This is a genomic window from Wolbachia endosymbiont of Ctenocephalides felis wCfeT (genome assembly GCF_012277295.1).
Classification (GTDB): Bacteria; Pseudomonadota; Alphaproteobacteria; order Rickettsiales; family Anaplasmataceae; genus Wolbachia.
On sequence record NZ_CP051156.1, the window covers coordinates 1353616 to 1370918 of the forward strand.

19 protein-coding genes and 1 pseudogene are annotated in these 17303 nt (G+C 34.8%); 12 read left to right on the forward strand and 8 right to left on the reverse strand.

Annotated elements, in window-relative coordinates; genetic code table 11:
• The first annotated feature begins 1 nt into the window (after position 1).
• Positions 2-1171, forward strand: coding sequence for a multidrug effflux MFS transporter (locus HF197_RS06605; protein ID WP_168464734.1), 1170 nt, complete (start codon positions 2-4; stop codon positions 1169-1171).
• An 85-nt stretch (positions 1172-1256) separates the two neighbouring features.
• Here the strand turns inward: HF197_RS06605 and HF197_RS06610 are convergent, their stop codons facing one another.
• On the reverse strand, positions 1257-1979 hold the full coding sequence (locus HF197_RS06610) for a TerC family protein (protein WP_168464735.1): 723 nt from the start codon (positions 1977-1979) through the stop codon (positions 1257-1259).
• Between the two features lie 164 nt (positions 1980-2143).
• Between HF197_RS06610 and rsfS the strand changes: the two genes are divergently transcribed.
• The 3 genes from rsfS (at position 2144) to rpe (ending at position 4167) form a co-directional block, all read left to right on the forward strand.
• Entirely contained in the window at positions 2144-2452 is a 309-nt protein-coding gene (gene rsfS / locus HF197_RS06615) for a ribosome silencing factor (protein ID WP_168464736.1), read from the forward strand.
• A 96-nt stretch (positions 2453-2548) separates the two neighbouring features.
• Positions 2549-3424 (forward strand): leucine-rich repeat domain-containing protein, encoded by an 876-nt coding sequence (locus HF197_RS06620; RefSeq protein ID WP_168464737.1) that lies wholly within the window; start codon positions 2549-2551, stop codon positions 3422-3424.
• A 68-nt stretch (positions 3425-3492) separates the two neighbouring features.
• Entirely contained in the window at positions 3493-4167 is a 675-nt protein-coding gene (gene rpe, locus HF197_RS06625) for a ribulose-phosphate 3-epimerase (RefSeq protein ID WP_168464738.1), read from the forward strand.
• Positions 4168-4203: 36 nt separating this feature from the next.
• Here the strand turns inward: rpe and tnpC are convergent.
• The 5 genes and pseudogenes from tnpC to secG all read right to left on the reverse strand — a co-directional run bounded on the left by tnpC (position 4204) and on the right by secG (position 8470).
• A pseudogene (gene tnpC / locus HF197_RS06630) lies at positions 4204-5564 on the reverse strand (IS66 family transposase).
• A gap of 133 nt (positions 5565-5697) precedes the next feature.
• Positions 5698-6117, reverse strand: coding sequence for a nucleoside deaminase (locus HF197_RS06635; protein ID WP_168464950.1), 420 nt, complete (start codon positions 6115-6117; stop codon positions 5698-5700).
• 182 nt (positions 6118-6299) lie between these two features.
• A complete protein-coding gene (locus tag HF197_RS06640) occupies positions 6300-6515 on the reverse strand; it encodes a hypothetical protein (protein ID WP_168464739.1) in 216 nt (71 codons plus the stop codon).
• Positions 6516-6554: 39 nt separating this feature from the next.
• Positions 6555-8150: a CTP synthase gene (locus HF197_RS06645; RefSeq protein WP_168464740.1), complete on the reverse strand. Its 1596-nt coding sequence runs from the start codon at positions 8148-8150 to the stop codon at positions 6555-6557.
• Positions 8147-8470: a preprotein translocase subunit SecG gene (gene secG, locus HF197_RS06650; protein WP_168464741.1), complete on the reverse strand. Its 324-nt coding sequence runs from the start codon at positions 8468-8470 to the stop codon at positions 8147-8149. The genes HF197_RS06645 and secG overlap by 4 nt, the downstream gene beginning before the upstream one ends.
• A 133-nt stretch (positions 8471-8603) precedes the next feature.
• Here secG and radC point away from each other — a divergent pair, with 133 nt between their 5' ends.
• Positions 8604-9278 carry a RadC family protein gene (gene radC, locus HF197_RS06655; protein ID WP_168464952.1) on the forward strand — a complete coding sequence of 225 codons (675 nt, stop codon included), beginning with the start codon at positions 8604-8606 and terminating at the stop codon, positions 9276-9278.
• 181 nt (positions 9279-9459) lie between these two features.
• On the opposite strand, the gene HF197_RS07590 is transcribed toward radC, so the two are convergent.
• Positions 9460-9585: a hypothetical protein gene (locus tag HF197_RS07590; protein ID WP_256359335.1), complete on the reverse strand. Its 126-nt coding sequence runs from the start codon at positions 9583-9585 to the stop codon at positions 9460-9462.
• 169 nt (positions 9586-9754) lie between these two features.
• Here HF197_RS07590 and rpsT point away from each other — a divergent pair, with 169 nt between their 5' ends.
• From rpsT to HF197_RS06695, 7 genes are all read left to right on the forward strand, one after another.
• Positions 9755-10030 (forward strand): 30S ribosomal protein S20, encoded by a 276-nt coding sequence (rpsT, locus tag HF197_RS06665; protein ID WP_168464743.1) that lies wholly within the window; start codon positions 9755-9757, stop codon positions 10028-10030.
• A 3-nt stretch (positions 10031-10033) separates the two neighbouring features.
• Positions 10034-11287 carry a citrate synthase gene (locus HF197_RS06670; RefSeq protein ID WP_168464744.1) on the forward strand — a complete coding sequence of 418 codons (1254 nt, stop codon included), beginning with the start codon at positions 10034-10036 and terminating at the stop codon, positions 11285-11287.
• Positions 11288-11377: 90 nt separating this feature from the next.
• The gene (locus tag HF197_RS06675; protein WP_168464745.1) at positions 11378-12160 is read left to right on the forward strand and encodes a succinate dehydrogenase iron-sulfur subunit; all 783 of its coding nucleotides are present in this window, start codon (positions 11378-11380) and stop codon (positions 12158-12160) included.
• 3 nt (positions 12161-12163) lie between these two features.
• Positions 12164-12904 (forward strand): YebC/PmpR family DNA-binding transcriptional regulator, encoded by a 741-nt coding sequence (locus HF197_RS06680; RefSeq protein WP_168464746.1) that lies wholly within the window; start codon positions 12164-12166, stop codon positions 12902-12904.
• 4 nt (positions 12905-12908) lie between these two features.
• Positions 12909-13772 carry a M23 family metallopeptidase gene (locus HF197_RS06685; RefSeq protein ID WP_168464954.1) on the forward strand — a complete coding sequence of 288 codons (864 nt, stop codon included), beginning with the start codon at positions 12909-12911 and terminating at the stop codon, positions 13770-13772.
• Between the two features lie 36 nt (positions 13773-13808).
• On the forward strand, positions 13809-14678 hold the full coding sequence (locus tag HF197_RS06690) for an SPFH domain-containing protein (RefSeq protein WP_168464747.1): 870 nt from the start codon (positions 13809-13811) through the stop codon (positions 14676-14678).
• A gap of 80 nt (positions 14679-14758) precedes the next feature.
• Complete coding sequence (locus HF197_RS06695) at positions 14759-16561, forward strand: SurA N-terminal domain-containing protein (protein ID WP_168464748.1); 1803 nt, start codon at positions 14759-14761, stop codon at positions 16559-16561.
• Between the two features lie 87 nt (positions 16562-16648).
• Here HF197_RS06695 and HF197_RS06700 read toward each other — a convergent pair whose 3' ends face one another.
• The gene (locus tag HF197_RS06700; RefSeq protein ID WP_218938893.1) at positions 16649-17233 is read right to left on the reverse strand and encodes a hypothetical protein; all 585 of its coding nucleotides are present in this window, start codon (positions 17231-17233) and stop codon (positions 16649-16651) included.
• Positions 17234-17303 lie beyond the last annotated feature (70 nt).

A 17303-nucleotide genomic window follows, 5' to 3' on the forward strand; every position in this document is an offset into this window, starting at 1 on the left:
AATGTTGTTACCTTTTTTGTTAATATTAGCTCTGATTGCTAAATTTATTGAAATTGACATTTCCGTACCCAGCTTTCCTGATATTGTACGCTACTTTAATGTATCAGAAGGGGTGATCCAACTAACTATAGCCTATAATTTTTTGGGTTTTTGTATAGGAGGATTGTTTCTTGGTCCGTTGTCGGAATGTTATGGCAGAAGAAGAATTATGATTTTAGGCAACACTTTACTACTGATTGGAGCTGTTGGCTGCGTCTTTGCCCCAACTGTCTTTTGGCTTATGGTTTCGCGTTTTATTCAAGGAATTGGTGCTAGCGCATCTGTGGTTGTATTTGCAGTGGTTGCAGACAGTTATCAAGGTGAAAGAGCAGTAAGGTTTATCGGTATAATGAATGCAACCTTAACTGTGGTTATGGCAATTGCACCAGTTTTAGGAAGTTTGATTAATAATGCTGTAGGATGGCGTGGCAACTATGCGAGTGTTGCAGCAATTTGTTTTGTTTCATGGGTTTTATTACTTTTAGCATTACCAGAAACAAAAAAAGACTTTGAAGTCTTTAGTGTAAAAAAAATGATAGGTGATTATAAAAGTTTACTGCTAAGTTCAAGATTCGTTGTACTCTCTATGATACCAAGCTTCTTTTCTGCTGCTTATATGTCATTCATTACTTGTGGACCATTTTTGTATATGGAAACTTTTGGTTTGTCTAGCACTAGTTATGCACTACATCAAGGTGCAATTGTTGGATTCTTTTCATTAATCAGCCTTTTTTCTGGTAAAATTTTACATAAACTTGGAGCAAGGTGGTGCGTGATTCTGGGGACAGCCATAATTATTCTTGGGTCTTTTTTGCTTTTAATATTCAGTGTAACTGCACCTCTTTCTCCTCACTTTACAACATTATCTGTAATTATTTTTGGTATTGGATGTGCAATGTGCCAAGCAGTGATTTTCAATGCATCTATCAGTGTTTTTCCAGAAATGAAAGGTACAGCCTCTTCTGCAGTTTCATTTATTAGATCGTTTATCATGGCTATTTTCATAGGTTTAGCAAGCTATACCTATAACGGTCAAGCAATTAGTGTAGCTCTCCTTATGTTGTCTGCAGTAACTCTAGAACTTATCTTCACTGTTTATTTATTGTTTTCAAAGTCTGGAGAGGAGCTGTAAAGTTGATTCAAATGCCTTCTGATACTTTTGCACAGTTGTAACTGAAGGATTGCCTTCTTGTTATTCTATAACTTGATCATATGACCTAGTCGAAAAATCTGGGTTGGCTATAATCATATCTCCTCTTCTTTATGATACCTATAACTTCCACAAGCAGTGCAAATACAAACGAAGAGTACAAATAACCTTTTGGTAATTTTATATGAATTCCTTCAAGCACAAGATACACACCAACAAGCAGAATAAATAAAATAGCAATTAATTTTAAGTTTGGATTAGACTGTATTAATATTGTAGTATAGTTCGATAAAAATATCATTGCTAATATGGAAAACGTAAATGCTATAGCAATTATTACCATATTGTGAGTCAATGCTATAGCAGTCAATATTGAGTCAACAGAAAAAACTAGGTCTATCAGCATAATCTGCAGAACAACCAAGAAAAATTGTGATTTCGCACTTACTTTTGTTACTTTTTCCTCCTTGCCTACAAAAATATCGTTTAACAACTCCATAGCACTCTTAACAATCAGAAATACTCCCCCTGCAATCATAAGCAAGTCCTTTACTGAGATATCAAGTAATGCTGCATGAAATATGGGCTTCTGCATTGATAATATAGCTGATGTAAAAAATAATATTACAAAACGCATCAACAGTGCTAATCCAAGGCCAATAAATCTCACTTTTTCCTTCAGATCTTTTGAGACTTTATCTATCGCTAAAGAAATAAAAATTAAATTATCTATACCAAGGATAGTTTCAAGGAGTGTCAATACCAGTAAAGTCCAAAGATCTTCTAACATTTTATCTATTAGATTTAATTTTTTTATACTTTACAATATATTTATAAAAATTAAGTGACCTTAGTAAGTGGAAATAAGAAAAAAACCTTCATCTGACTTAGCATTTATTTATATTCAGAAATTTTAGTATATAATTATAAATAAATTATATATTCTATAGGATAATGCTGAGCGATATGAGAAAGATGATTGAAGAGATAATAGACCAGAACAAAGGTCACGATATAGTAACTCTTGATGTGCAAGATAAGACTGTTATTGCGAAGTATATGATCATTGCATCTGGTGATTCAAGCCGCCATGTCAAAGCTTTAGCTGAGCATGTAATAAAAGGCCTAAAAAAATATGATAAAGTGAGTGTTGAAGGCATGGAAGAAGGCAATTGGGTGATTTTGGATTTTCAAGGCATAATGGTTCACATATTCAGACCTGAAGTTAGGGAGTATTACAAGATAGAAGAGCTGTGGCAGTAGCTACATTCGCGCATTTATGGATGTGACAGTTTAATTGACAAAAGTTAGAATATCAGATAAAATTTATGTGCTAGTATTGATATTTTTAATAGGGGAATGAACTATTACACTCGCGCATTTAGTGAATATGTCTATATATTTGATAATTATTCTTTAACAATATATGGGCCTTGTAAGAAACAAGAGAAGCCTGATAAGGAACCAGAGAAGTGTCATGTAGTATATTATCACAACAATGAAGATTTATCTAAGATTGAAAAGTGTCATTTAAAAGGGATTAAAAATGAAGATTTAAAAGCATTAGCTGAATACTTGAATCAGTTTGAAAATCTTAAAGAACTTCATCTGTCAGGTACTGAGGTTAGTGAAATAAGTCCACTGAAGGATCTTACAAATCTTACGTACCTTGACCTATCTGGCACACAAGTTAGTGAAATAAGTCCACTAAAGGATCTTAAAAGTCTTGAAAAACTTAATCTATCGGGTACCAAGGTTAGCGACATAAATGTACTTAAGGATCTTAAAAGCCTTAAAGAACTTCATCTATCAGGCACTAAGGTTAGTGACACAAGTCCACTAAAGGATCTTACAGGTCTTACATGCCTTGATCTATCTGGCACTCAGGTTAGTTACGAAGATGCACAAGAATTAGTGAAAAAGCTTCCAAATTGTAGCATTATAGGTATAGAAACGCTAAGAGTTAATAATCAAAATCGTGCAGCTTCAATCAATAGAAAGTACTATATCAGTGGTGCAGTAATTGGTTTTATTCTAGGGTTGGCAGCATATTTTGCAGGAGCTACCATTTTAACTTTTATTTGTGCTGCCATTGCTTGCGCAACGATTGTGGCTGCAGTAGGTGCAGTTGCAAAAGTGCTTGATAATGTAAGTACTACTAAACTTAACACGCTCTACCAATCTATTGATGATCCCACTAATAATTCTATTTACAGTAATGAAGTTACACCATAGAATTAACCCAACAATCAGCTTGGTTGACAGAGCATCATGTGGGTTGTTTTTTACTTTATAGTTGAAGTATGAGTATTAAAATTGCACCTTCTATACTTTCAGCAGACTTTGCAAAATTAGGAGAAGAAGTAAAGAAAATCGATGATTCAAATGCAGATTACATACACATAGACGTTATGGACGGATGTTTTGTTCCAAACATTACAATTGGTCCTAATGTTATCTCTGCAATACGTAAATATAGCAGTCTTCCCTTTGACGTGCACTTAATGATTAATTCTCCGAGAAATCACATTGAAAGTTTTGTAAATGCGGGTGCTGATATTATTACTGTACATGCAGAAGCAGAGGTGCATCTTGAGAGGCTAATAAAAAAAATAAAATCATATAAAAATATAAATGATGAGAAAAAAACTATCCAGGTTGGGGTCTCCATTGTTCCTTCAACTCCAGTAAATGTTCTTGAATATATAATACATGAGCTAGATATTGTGCTCATTATGACAGTAAATCCTGGTTTTGGTGGACAAGAATTCATTCACTCACAACTAGAGAAAATATCCTCCGTGAAAGAAATGATACAAGACCGCAATCTAAAAACGCAAATTTCAGTTGATGGTGGTGTAAGCCTTTCAAATGCATCTGAGATAATAAAAGCAGGAGCAGATATCTTGGTTGCAGGGTCAGCAATATTCAAAACTAAAGATATCAAAAAAGCTATAGATGATTTTAAAAGTTTGTAGTTAATTACCATAATTGTATCCATTCAGGTGTATGGCTTAAGAAGCAATAGCCAGTAGGTTTTGAAAAGGATTTAACTTCTTTTGCCTCCAAGTCAAGTACAATGAAATTATCCTCTCAAGAAACATATTTCCCCGTTTCGATTGTGTAAAATATGAAACTTTTCGGTAAACAACGTAATGCCGAATCTGTCGCTCAGCATAGTTGTTTGTCAGTGGAATATTTTCTGGATCGTCCAAAAATTTCCACATCATCAGATCCGATTTCATGATATTTTTTGCTACTCGAGACGCTCCAATTGCCTCGGGTAAATTTGATATATTCTTTAAGTAATATCTCGTTCGCTTGCGTAATTTTCTTGCTCTTCTTATGAACCTTAATGTGTCTATTTCATCCTTTAACAGAGCTTTTTTCAATGCAAATAATTCAGTAGCAACATTCCTTAAATAATACCCCAAAACTTTCACTTCGCTATTCCAACTATGAGACAACCTTTCAAAATCTCTTGCTAAATGTGCCCAACAGACCTGCCTTTTCTTGCTGGAAAAGTAGTTGTAAGCTGCATATCTGTCGGTCACTACTAGGTTGTTATTCTTTCCAAATTTACTATTTTCCAGGACTTTCATCCCTCTTGACTCTGTCAATTTGATCACACTTCCTATTTTGCTCGCAAACATCCAGCACCAGCCCTGTTTACCTTTGTTGTAATGGCTAGTTTCATCGATATGTAAAATTTTGCTCTTGCTTACCTCTTCCTCAATTTGCTCATATGCTTCTTGGCATTTTTCTGCCACTCTAGCCTCGCTATTTGATACACTACCGACGCTGATATCCAGGTTGAAAATGTCCTTTATAATATTTGCCACTTCTTTTTTCGAATTCTTGTAAAATCCACTTAATGCTGTAATTACTGACTTAACTCTTGGACCAAATGTGTCCGCAGTTACTCCTTCTTGTAGCTTGCTACTTTTTCTTTTTCCACATCTTTTGCAACGTCCATGCTCTAGTTAATATTCAACTACATACGGCTTGATTTCCGGCAAATCGACCTTTTGATGAGTATACGGATCTTTTGATACCGCAATTTCTCCTCCGCACTCACACGTATTGGGCAGTTCTATTTTTACCATCTCATCTGCCTCCATTTTAGGGCGGTAACTGCCTTTATGTCCAACCTGTGCTCCTACTTTCCTGTCACTTTTTGGCTTATTTTCCCTCATCTTATATAATTCTTTGGAGCTTGGTATAGATGAATTTTTTGAATTTAAGCCAAGCCTTTCTTTTAACTCAGCGTTTTCGATCCTTAGCGCTTTATTTTCTGCTTTAAGCTCTTCTATTTTTGTTTCTAACTTTTCTATAGTCTGCTTAAACTTTCGCAAAATTCTAAAAGATCAACCATATTACCTCACAGCCACTCTAGTTTACCTTTTTAGCATTCCTTGTCTACTCTTTATTTTACCGCCCGGCTGAATGGATACAAAGGCATAGTTCTCCTAAAACTACGTAATATACCTATGCGACAAGATTTTTGGCTATAGGTGTCTCAATCCCGTAAAAAAATCTTTTAATAAGATAGAACATTCTTTTTCCAATATTCCACCATAAACTTCAGGCACGTGGTCACAAAACTGAAATATTTTAGCACCGTGTTCAACTCCCCCACCTTTTGGGTTGTAAGCCCCAAAGTATAATCGCTTAATTCTTGCAAAAGATATAGCTTGAGCACACATTGGGCAAGGCTCTAGTGTTACATACATGTCAGCGTCACAAAGTACAGAAGTTGAAAGTGATTTACATGCCTCTCTAATTACTAGCATTTCTGCATGCGCAGTTGGGTCATTATCGATATTATATGCAGAAGCAATAACCCTATCTTCATACACCACTATAGCCCCTATTGGCACTTCATTGTTTTCTTTAGCAACCTTAGCTTGCTCTAAGGCTAGCCCCATGTATTTATGATTGAACACTTTTTGTTCTTAAATTTTCTACTTCTCTCAAGCCATTAATATTACTGTATGGCCCTTCAGAAGGTGATATATAGCCTTCATCGCCTTCGTTGCTAAACTCATCATATCCATAAGGAGTAACATTTACTAAAAATTTAGTACCCTGCCTACTCGCATAATCATGTTCACGTTCGATTTGGGCTTTTAATTGTGTAAAATACCATTTTACTTCTCGCTTTAGATCTTCCTCTATTTCTTACTGGTACAAGGTTTATTTCCATACCATACTCATCTGCCATTTCTAAAATTCCATCAACTATATCTTTTGGAATCTGATCATCCGTTTCCTGACTAATAACTTGAAACAATTCTGGTAGATATAAACGCACAAAATCTTCCAACACCACCTAACCTATTTATTTAGCCCACTTTATTCTACACTAAATTTTGTTTTTATCAACTGCTGCTTTAACAAATGACACAAAGAGAGGATGAGGAGAGAATGGCTTTGACTGAAGCTCTGGGTGAAATTGAACGCCGATAAACCATGGGTGGTCTATTAACTCCACTGCTTCTATGCACGTTCCATTTTCTGCAATACTGCTGCATATCAAGCCATTTTTTTCTAAATCGTCTTTATAGTCTAAGTTTATGATATATCTATGCCTATGCCTTTCTGAAATAGTGGAATTTTCATATACATCTGCCATTTTAGAGTTTGCACTTACATTGCACTTATATGCCCCAAGTCTCATGGTACCGCCAAGATCAGTGTTTTGATTGCTAGCTAATTTAACAATTGGGTGTTTGCAAGTATAAAATTCCTCAGAATGTGCATCTTCAAGTTTCATAACATTACGAGCAAATTCAATCACTGCAAGCTGCATGCCAAGGCATATTCCAAAAAAAGGAATATTACTTGTACGAGCATAGTTTATAGCTAAAATTTTACCTTCTATTCCATCGTCACCAAATCCACCAGGTACAAGTATTGCATGAGAGTTCTGCAATTTCTTCCCTATAAGTTTTTCATCTTTTTCTCTTGAGTTAATCCAATTTATATTTACTTTAACTTTATTGCTAATCGCACCATGAGTAAGTGCTTCCAACAGAGATTTATATGCATCAGGGAATTCAGTATATTTTCCAACTATTGATATAGTAACCTCTTGTATTGGATTTTTAATAGCATCCACTATTTGATGCCACGCAATTAAATCAGGCTTCGACTTGCTTATATTAAAATGTGCTAAAATTTGCGTATCAAGCCCGCGCTGACTATATAAAACTGGTAGCTCATATATATGGCTCACATCAGGAGCTGGAATCACGTTAGATAAAGAAACATTACAAAGTTTAGCTATTTTTTCCCTTTGATTATCAGCAACTTCTTTTTCGCTGCGGCATAGTATAATATCTGGTTGCAGACCTGCAAAATTCAGCTCTCGCACTGAATGTTGCGTGGGTTTTGTTTTTGATTCTTGTGCTACAGCAAGATACGGTACCAAAGTTAAATGCATGAGAATAACCCTTTGCTTACCAAGCGTATAGCTTATTTGTCGTATAGCTTCTAAAAACGGTTGGCTTTCAATATCGCCAACAGTTCCACCAATTTCACATATTACAAAATCTAAATCTTCTGTATCATTAAATATAAAGGATTTAATTAAATTCGTTACGTGGGGAATAACTTGAACGGTTTTACCCAAGTAGTCACCATGCCTTTCTTTTCTTAATAACTCATAGTACACCTTGCCAGTTGTTATGTTGTCATCCTTGGTTGCTTGAATTCCAGTGAAACGCTCATAATGTCCAAGATCTAAATCGGTTTCAGCCCCATCTTCAGTGACAAATACCTCTCCATGTTGAGTTGGATTCATTGTACCAGGGTCAATATTTAGATATGGGTCAAGCTTTCTAATGCGGACCTTAAAACCATAAGCTTGAAGTAAAGTGCCAACACTTGAGGAAACCAAGCCCTTACCAAGTGATGAGACAACACCACCTGTAACAAAAATAAATTTAACTTCCGTCATTCATTTTCAAAAGGAACAGAAAAAGATTCTTTTTCTTGTTTTTTTTCTAATATGATTTTCTCTGCAATTGATTTTCTATGAACATCCTGTGAACATAATCCTGACAACAACAGTGTATTTATGATAAATAACCCAGCAACTACTGCAGTTATTTTGCTCAGCGGATTTGCAGAAGACTTTACTGGAATCATCGAATTTAGTCCCTGCTGTGAACTACTAAATCCACTCAATGAACTACTGCCAGGTGGTTGCAAAAGCACTAACACCACCAAAATAATAACCAATATTATTTGAAATACACTTAATAATGTTACTGACACGATAGAAAGGTTGAAAATAAAAATTTTAGAAGCATAAAACGTACAAGTCAAGTTCTTATAAGCATTAAATATTTTACTTAAATATTTAATTCTTTATCATGTATGAGATTAATAGTGGTGGTATACTAATATGATTAAAGATTATCAGAGGGGACATAGAGGTCGCCTAAGGGAGAAAATTATCTCAGACTGTGGACAATCATTACTTGATTATGAGATTTTAGAGCACATCTTATATTCAGCATACAGCAGAATTGATGTAAAACCGATTGCAAAAAATTTAATAAAAGATTTTGGCGGTTTAAATAAAGTCTTTAATGCTGATAGAGAAGCATTGCAAAACATCAATGGAGTGAATGATGCAGCAGTATCTGCTATTTTTTGTGTAAAGCAGGCTTTTGTTCGTTCTGCAAGGGAGGAAATCATGAATAGTCCCATATTAGATAATTGGAAAAAATTACTCGATTATCTGAGAACTAGTATAGGAAGCTTAAATAGGGAGAATTTTCGTGTTATTTATATGAATAAAAAATATCGTTTAATAGCAGAAGATTTGCAAAATGTGGGCACAGTCGATCAAACCCCTCTTTATGTTAGAGAGATTATCAAGCGTGCACTTTTGATCGGTTCAACATCTATTGTAGTTTGCCACAATCACCCAAGTGGAGATACGCAGCCTTCAGGTAGTGATATATCCCTTACTAGACAACTTTCAGAAGCTTGCCAAAGTATAGGAATAGAACTTATAGATCACATTATCATTGCATTTAACAGTCACTTTAGCTTTAAGGAAAATAGATTGTTGTAAAATTCTTTTATTTAAAAAACCTATGCAATTTTCCGCAGATAATAAGGAAAATTAGAGCTCTCTTTGAGCAGAATCATCTATTATTGGATTACTAATTCGAGCTCTTGCAGCTGGTTGCTCCTCCTCAAAACTTAACTTGAAGCCCCCTGTGCACTCAAACCTTTTGAACTCAAAAGCATTATTAAGTTGTACTGCTATCATAAGTGCCGATAGAGCGATACATCCCAAAGAAAATGGTAGGTGGAACTGTAAATAAGAACACAATGCCAGCACCACCCAAGTTACGATGTTTATAAATTACTTTCATATACCCCCAAAATAAAAATACCAAGTTTAGAATGACACGTATATGAATTAATTGCAAGCAAACCTATGATCTATTTGGATTACTACTCGGAGATGCTATAAAATTTGGTTGTTGCAAATTAGTAAAAAAATTTTATAATATAAGAAAAGTACAGGTATAAATATAAATTATGGCAAATCATAAAAGTGCTAAAAAAATGATCCGGGTAATAGCAAAGCGTGCTTTAATAAATAAAATGCGTAAAAGTAAAACCCGCACTGCTGTTAGGAAATTAATGGACATAATTAATTCTGGTGATAAAGAAAATGCTGTTATGGCATTCCGCAATGCTGAGTCTCATTTGCATAAGTGCGTAAACAAAGGTGTTATGCATAAGAACACTGCTGCACGTAAAATAAGTCGTTTAAATGCAAAAGTAAAAGCATTGATGACTGCAGTAGCTTAGGTGATGGATAAAAAAGCATTATTAGAATTGGATGATGGATTAAAAATCGAGTTACCTATATTAAGCGGGGCAACAGGTCCTGATGTGCTAAATGTTAAAGATTTATACAAAACAACAGGGTTATTTACTTACGATCCAGGATTTGTTTCAACTGCATCTTGCTCTTCTTCAATCACGTTCATTGACGGAGATGAGGGAGTTCTAAAGTACAGAGGGCTTGATATAGCAGATCTTGCAGAGGGTAACAACTTCGTCGCTATTATTTATCTGCTGCTTTACGGTAAATTACCAACTCAAGAGCAACACAAAGAATTTTTTTCGAAAATACAGGAGCTATCGAAGGTATCAGAGCAAATTGTAAATATAATTAAAGCATTCCCGAAAACTGCTCACCCAATGTCAATTTTAATCGCATGCTTTGCGAATTTAGCAGCATCTTATCATGAAGAATACGGAAATAATGTTAATGGTAAAGGTTTAAACTTTGGCATCTCCGCAATAGCGCAAGTCCCTGCAATTGTTGCTATGATTTACAGGCACACTAATGGACAAGAATTCGTTAGTTCCAGCAATGAGCTCAGCTATAGTGAGAATTTCTTAAAGATGATGTTTGGCAATACTTTTGATAGTGATAAAAGTGTAATTTTTGCTGAGGCTTTAGATAAGATTTTTACTCTTCACGCGGATCACGAGCAAAATGCATCAACAGCAACTGTCAGAGTGGTGGGGTCTGCCGGTTCTAACCTATATGCATGTCTTGCTGCTGGAGTGGCAACGCTTTGGGGACCAGCGCACGGCGGTGCTAATGAAGCAGTGGTGAAGATGCTAGAAGAAATAGAAGAAAACGGAAATGTAGATGAATTTATCACGCGAGCCAAGGATGATAGTGACTCGTTTAAACTCATGGGATTTGGACACCGTGTCTATAAAAATTACGACCCGCGCGCACGAATACTGAAGGAAATTTGTAATAGTGTCTTAAATAAAATCGGCAATAAAGACAATAAGTTACTTGAAATTGCAGTAAAACTTGAAGGGGTAGCTTTAAGGGATGAATACTTTGTTAAGCGTAAGCTATATCCAAACGTTGACTTCTATTCAGGTATAATAATGAATGCTATTGGCATACCCTCAAGTATGTTTACCCCAATTTTTGCACTTGCAAGAACTACAGGTTGGGTTACTCAGTGGTATGAGATGATAAATGATGAAGAGACTAAGATTTGCAGACCAAGGCAGCTTTATGTTGGTGGATAGTCATTTTTCTTCATAAATTTTTAAAGAAATTTATATAGTAAATAGCAGTAAAGCATGTTATCTATAAGGTAAAAGGATTTTAGCTATAAGATGGTTCAGTTTTCTCTACCAAAAAACTCTCAAATTAACGAAAGGGGCAAAGTTTATCCTATCTCCAGTGAAGCAAAAAACGTCAGAAACTTCCTTATTTATCGTTGGTCTGCTGATGATGGAAAGAACCCAAGGATAGATACATTTTCCATCGACATGGACGATTGTGGCTCTATGGTGCTTGATGTGTTGATAAAAATTAAGGATGAAATAGATTCAACTTTAACCTTCAGACGTTCCTGTAGAGAGGGAATATGCGGGTCTTGTGCTATGAATATTGATGGAACTAATACTCTTGCATGTACTAAATCTGTGAATGACATCAAAGGTGATGTAAAAATATACCCATTACCTCACATGTATGTAATAAAGGACTTAGTTTCAGATTTAAGCCAATTTTATGAGCAATATAAATCAATTAAACCTTGGCTGCAAGCAGATGAATCCACCATTTCAAATAAAGAACACATTCAGTCTCCTGAAGAGAGGGAAAAGTTGGATGGTCTTTCAGATTGTATATTATGCGCTTGTTGCTCAACTGCTTGCCCAAGTTACTGGTGGAATAGCGATCAATTCTTAGGGCCAGCAATATTACTTCAAGCTTACAGGTGGATAAATGATAGCCGCGATGCCAAAACGCGTGAAAGGCTTAATGCGCTCAATGATTCATTTAAATTGTATCGCTGTCATACCATAATGAACTGCACAAAAACGTGCCCTAAAGGGCTGAATCCTGCAAAAGCAATAGCAAAAATAAAACAGCTTATGGTAGAAGGAATTTAGCAAATGGCTGGGCATTCGCAGTTTTCAAATATAAAGCACCGAAAAGGTGCTCAGGATGCAAAACGCTCTCAAAAATTCACAAAACTTATTAGGGAAATAACAGTTGCTGCAAAGGAAGGCTTACCTGACCCTGAGCTCAATCCACGCCTTCGCTCTGCTATATTTGCTGCACGTAAAGAAAACCTACCAAAAGATAAAATAGATACGGCAATAAAAAATGCAGCAGGTAATATCGCTGGAGAAAATTATGATGAAATACAATATGAAGGTCATGGACCTTCAGGAACTGCATTGATTGTTCATGCTCTCACTAATAACCGCAATCGCACTGCCTCTGAAGTGCGCTTTATTTTCTCTCGAAGAGGTGGAAATTTAGGGGAAACAGGAAGTGTAAGCTATCTTTTTGATCATGTAGGTCTTATCGTTTATAAAGCAGAAGGTATAAATTTTGATGACCTTTTTGATTATGGAGCTGAATTAGAGGTGTTGAATGTGGAGGAAAATAGCTCAGAAGGGTTGTATATTATCACTTGCGAAGTAAAAGATTTCGGCAAAATACGTGATGCTTTTTATACAAAATTCGGAGAGCCAGAGCTTGCTTGTCTTTCATGGCAACCAAAGGATTTAATAGAAATCAGCGATAAAGAACTAATCGAAAAACTATCTTCGTTGGTTGAAGAGCTAGAGGATAATGATGATGTACAGTATGTGGAAGGCAACTTCACTTTCTCTGATGTTGCTTAAAGGCATGAGATTAATTGTATTTGCATTGCTTTTTATCCTGCCAATGTTTGATGTACATGCTTCAACTAGCAGTAAAGATACTTTGTTAATATCAAGTAAAATAAATTCCTCTTTTTTTGCAACAGGAGTTGCACATGGTTTGGCACCAAATACAGTAATGAAGCTGATTAGCATATACAAGGACTTTGGTGTAGATTTCAAAAAGGATATTGTGCCAAAGAGTAAATTAGAAGTTTTGTTTGAAAGATCTACCAAGGATCAGAAGATTGAAGAAAAAATTCTGTATACTTCGCTAATAATGAATAAAAAAGCCGTTAGTCTATACCATTACAAGCCGCAAGATGGTAAAGAAGGATATTTCAACAAAGAAGGAGTGAACGCTCAAAATGGTAGATTTTTCATAAATCCTTTAAGTGAAAATTATCGTATATCTTCAAAATTTGGTAATAGGAAGCATCCTATTCGCGGCAAAGTTGCCTTTCATAAAGGAGTGGATTATGCGGCTAAACTTGGCACTCCTATACATGCAACTGCAGATGGTGTAATAGAATATTTAGGAGATAATGGAGGGTACGGAAAATACATTAAAATAGCACACAAAAACGAATATTCAACTTGCTATGCTCATATAAGTAAATTTAATAGTAATCTTAAGTCAGGCTCTAAAGTAAAGCAGGGACAAGTAATTGCTTATGTTGGTAATACTGGTGTTGCAACAGGTCCTCATTTACATTATGAAGTTATATATAATGGTAAACATATTGATCCACTTACAGTAGCAGAAAGAAAGCTATCTGATCAGGAGTTAATAGAGTTTAAACTGTTTATGAATAACATAGACAAAATTATTAGTAGTAAAATTCGTTAAATAATAATAAAATTAGTTAAAAAAGTTGGGCATAGTATGAAAAAGGTTAAGAATACAATAGTAACAGATAGAACATCTAGTCAATTGAGTGCATTCCCTATTTTAGCGTTAGGGCTAATTCTGCTTGTTACCCTGTTGGTTTGTGTGGTGTACGATAATGTAATCGGTGCAGGTATTACTTTGATTACTGTGATTCCAATGACACTGCTTTCCACAGGGTTTTTTGTTAATAACCCTAACGAAGCAAGAATAATAGAATTTCTTGGCTATTATGTTGGTACTTGCTTTAAATCTGGAATATTTGTGACGATTCCTTTTTCAAATACGTATGTTATTTCTCTAAAATTCCAGAATATAAGTACAGAAAAAATAAAGGTTAATGATGCAAACGGTAGTCCTATAGAGATTTCAGTGGTAATTGTCTGGAGAGTAAGTAGCCCTGCAAAAGCTTATTATAATGTTAATAATTATAATGAGTTTGTTTTTGTGCAAAGTGATTCAGTAATAAGAGAATTAGCAAGCAATTATCCATATGACAGCGAAGGTGATGCAGAATCTCTTCGTAAAAATTCTGACAAGATTGCAAATGAGCTGCAGTCAATGTTACAGCAAAGATTGAATGTTGCAGGAATTGAAGTTACAGAAGCAAGAATATCGCATTTAGCATACTCATCTGAAATTGCACAAGCAATGCTAAGACGCCAGCAAGCATATGCAATCACTTCTGCAAGAAAGCTCATAGTACAAAATGCAATAGGGATTATTGAAGAAGTAATAGTTCATTTTGAAAAGAATAAGAGTTTGCAACTAGATGGAAAGCAAAAGGTTCAGTTGATAAATAATTTACTAGTTGCACTAATTTCTGAGCAAGATGCACAACCAACAATTAGTTTAGATAATAATTAATCTAGAAATTTTTATGGAACTGACTAGAGGTTTACAAGAATAAAATTATCATTATTCTATAATTAATTGTTGTTATATTTATGAATATTAAAAACCTCTTTACTAAAGTAACCGTAGTTATCTTAGCCTGCTTATTGATCTTCATGGGAGTTGGTAGTCTCATATCTGATAATAGTAGTAGAGAGGAAGAAATAGCTAAAGTTGGAAAGAAAGTTATCACACTGGATGAGTATAAATCATTATATAAAAATTACAGCAAACACATTTCTGGCTCTGATGTCAGTAAAGAACAAATAAGAAAGCTAAAATATGACTTACTTGATGCGCTTATAGAGCAGAAGCTATTACTTAACTTAACTGATGAGCTTGGATTAGCAGTTGGAGAAGAATCTATAAAGGATTACATAAAAAATGCTAAGTATTTTCAAAATGATCAGGGTGAGTTTGATAAAGATAAATTCACTGAAGCTTTAAGTGCTTTACACATGACAGAAAAGGAATACATATCAAAATTGGAGAAAATTCTGCCTGCAATGATGCTAATGACTTCTCTATTTAAAGATAACTATCCAGTCACTTTTGGTGAAAAAATTGACAAGCAGATATACGAGAGTCGCCACCAGACCAGAGTAGTGGATATTTTTAAAGTAACTAAAGATGCAATTACAGATATTAAAGAGCCAGAAGATCAAGCCTTACTTGATCTATATGAAAAAAATAAGTCTAATTTCTACTATCCTGAATATCGAACTGCACAATATATCTCCTTAGGCCAAAAATATTTTGAAGATCAAATAAAAATTTCAGATGAAGAAGTTGATAATGTAATAAATCAGCAAGAGCTTAAGGATCAAAGGGATATATTTAACTTGATACTTCAAACTAAAGAAGAAGCAGAAGCTGCAAGAAAAGCATTTGAAGAAGGTACAGTAAGTTTCGAGCAAATAGTAGAACAGTTTGGCAAAACAACACTTGAAGATACTAAAGTAAATAATGTAACTAAAACTTTCCTTCCAGAAAGCATGAGAGAGGAAGTGTTTGCTCTCAAGGTAGGTGAAGTTAGTGGCGTTCTAGCAAGCAATTTTGGTTGGCATCTAATAAAGGTAGAGAATGCACATCAAATCTCAGATGAGGATTTAGTTGATTTGAAGAAAAATATAAAGTTAAGTCTAATTAACCAAAAGTCCTTTGAAAAAGTTAACGACTTCATAAATCAAGTGAATTATAAAATATATAACGGTGCAACAATTGAAGAAATAGCAAGTGAATATACTTTGCCAATGCAAACTATTGGTCCAATGGACGCTAATGGAAAAGACCAAAATAACAGCAAAAAGCAGGATAATAATGATTTAGTTACCTTTATTTTTTCACGAGAAAAGGATCAAAAAAGTTATTTCAAAGGTGTTGGAGAAGCTGTTGTTAGTGTGAAAATCACTGATATTCTTCCATCTAAGACAAAAGATTTCAAAGAAAGTAGGCAGGAAGTAATAGAACTTTGGCGTAATAGATTTATAGAAGAAAAAATGTTTGAAGCTGGTAAAAAGATTGCAGCACAGCTAAAAGAGCAGGTAGATCCAGAAGGAATGAATGGTGTAGAATTAGTTAAAGGTCAGCAGATACTCCGTGATGAGCAGAATTATCCTTTTTCTTTTATAGAAGAAATTTTTGGCATGAAAACAATTAATTCAGTAACAAGTCCTGTTCAGCATAATAATGAAGTTATAGTGGGTGTTTTAAAAGAGATGTATTCATCAGATGGAACATTAAATAAGCTTGATACTGGAAGGCGTATGATGATATCGCTCAAAGAGCAGTTAGTTAACTACCTGCAATCGAAGTATAAAGTTGAAATTAATGAATCTAAAATTAGTGAGTTATAACCACAGATGTATGAGCATTATTTCAAAGTGATCCCAGTTCAAGCACTGGGATCATGAAGTTTATCACCCCTTAAGAAACTCCTTTCTTTACCGCTGGCGCCCAGTTAATTGCGTTATTTCAAGACCATTAAGATTCTCAGATGGTGCATCAGCAACTTTACCATCTTTTTGTGCTCTTGCCTCAAGCATAGATTGATTGGTCGGCTGCTTACATAATTCAATTAATCTATGAGGAAATGAATATATATTAAGTTCCTTAAAACGTGTGTTTGTTAATGATTCATCGCTTTCAGCTACAGAAACGTTAAAACTTGAGCTGTTTATTAATGATTTGTTGCTTTCAGCTACAGAAACGTTTTGGCTGCTGTTAATTTTCTCTCTATGCTCTTCCACTACCTTAAGTAACTCATCTAAGCCAGTACTAACAAGTTTTGTACGCAATTTAGCATAATTTTCACTTGGTTGTGCTCGCTGCAGAAAAAGTTTTAAGGCTTCTTTATAATATTCAGAACTTTTAGGATTGTCTTTATAAAGCTTGATGCATTCATCGTATGTCGTTGTTGTCCTAGCGGCAACTTTGCCAATAATAGGGATCAAATATTTTAATTCTTCAACATTACTTGTACCTTCTGGCATTGGTTTACTTGGATCAAGTGCTGATTTTCCAAACATGCCACTGAATGATAATCTACGTTCCCCTATATCTAACATCTCCTTTATTGACTACAAAGATTCTTGCTTT

What these genes read in the sequence shown, in the direction of transcription:
- HF197_RS06610 (WP_168464735.1), bottom strand. Translation starts at nt 1,979, where the DNA reads ATGTTAGAAGATCTTTGGACTTTACTGGTATTGACACTCCTTGAAACT.
- rsfS (WP_168464736.1), top strand. Translation starts at nt 2,144, where the DNA reads ATGCTGAGCGATATGAGAAAGATGATTGAAGAGATAATAGACCAGAAC.
- HF197_RS06620 (WP_168464737.1), top strand. Translation starts at nt 2,549, where the DNA reads ATGAACTATTACACTCGCGCATTTAGTGAATATGTCTATATATTTGAT.
- HF197_RS06675 (WP_168464745.1), top strand. Translation starts at nt 11,378, where the DNA reads ATGGTTCAGTTTTCTCTACCAAAAAACTCTCAAATTAACGAAAGGGGC.
- HF197_RS06635 (WP_168464950.1), bottom strand. Translation starts at nt 6,117, where the DNA reads ATGGGGCTAGCCTTAGAGCAAGCTAAGGTTGCTAAAGAAAACAATGAA.
- rpe (WP_168464738.1), top strand. Translation starts at nt 3,493, where the DNA reads ATGAGTATTAAAATTGCACCTTCTATACTTTCAGCAGACTTTGCAAAA.
- HF197_RS06645 (WP_168464740.1), bottom strand. Translation starts at nt 8,150, where the DNA reads ATGACGGAAGTTAAATTTATTTTTGTTACAGGTGGTGTTGTCTCATCA.
- HF197_RS06670 (WP_168464744.1), top strand. Translation starts at nt 10,034, where the DNA reads ATGGATAAAAAAGCATTATTAGAATTGGATGATGGATTAAAAATCGAG.
- HF197_RS07590 (WP_256359335.1), bottom strand. Translation starts at nt 9,585, where the DNA reads ATGAAAGTAATTTATAAACATCGTAACTTGGGTGGTGCTGGCATTGTG.
- HF197_RS06680 (WP_168464746.1), top strand. Translation starts at nt 12,164, where the DNA reads ATGGCTGGGCATTCGCAGTTTTCAAATATAAAGCACCGAAAAGGTGCT.
- HF197_RS06695 (WP_168464748.1), top strand. Translation starts at nt 14,759, where the DNA reads ATGAATATTAAAAACCTCTTTACTAAAGTAACCGTAGTTATCTTAGCC.
- HF197_RS06700 (WP_218938893.1), bottom strand. Translation starts at nt 17,233, where the DNA reads ATGTTTGGAAAATCAGCACTTGATCCAAGTAAACCAATGCCAGAAGGT.
- HF197_RS06690 (WP_168464747.1), top strand. Translation starts at nt 13,809, where the DNA reads ATGAAAAAGGTTAAGAATACAATAGTAACAGATAGAACATCTAGTCAA.
- HF197_RS06685 (WP_168464954.1), top strand. Translation starts at nt 12,909, where the DNA reads ATGAGATTAATTGTATTTGCATTGCTTTTTATCCTGCCAATGTTTGAT.
- HF197_RS06605 (WP_168464734.1), top strand. Translation starts at nt 2, where the DNA reads ATGTTGTTACCTTTTTTGTTAATATTAGCTCTGATTGCTAAATTTATT.
- rpsT (WP_168464743.1), top strand. Translation starts at nt 9,755, where the DNA reads ATGGCAAATCATAAAAGTGCTAAAAAAATGATCCGGGTAATAGCAAAG.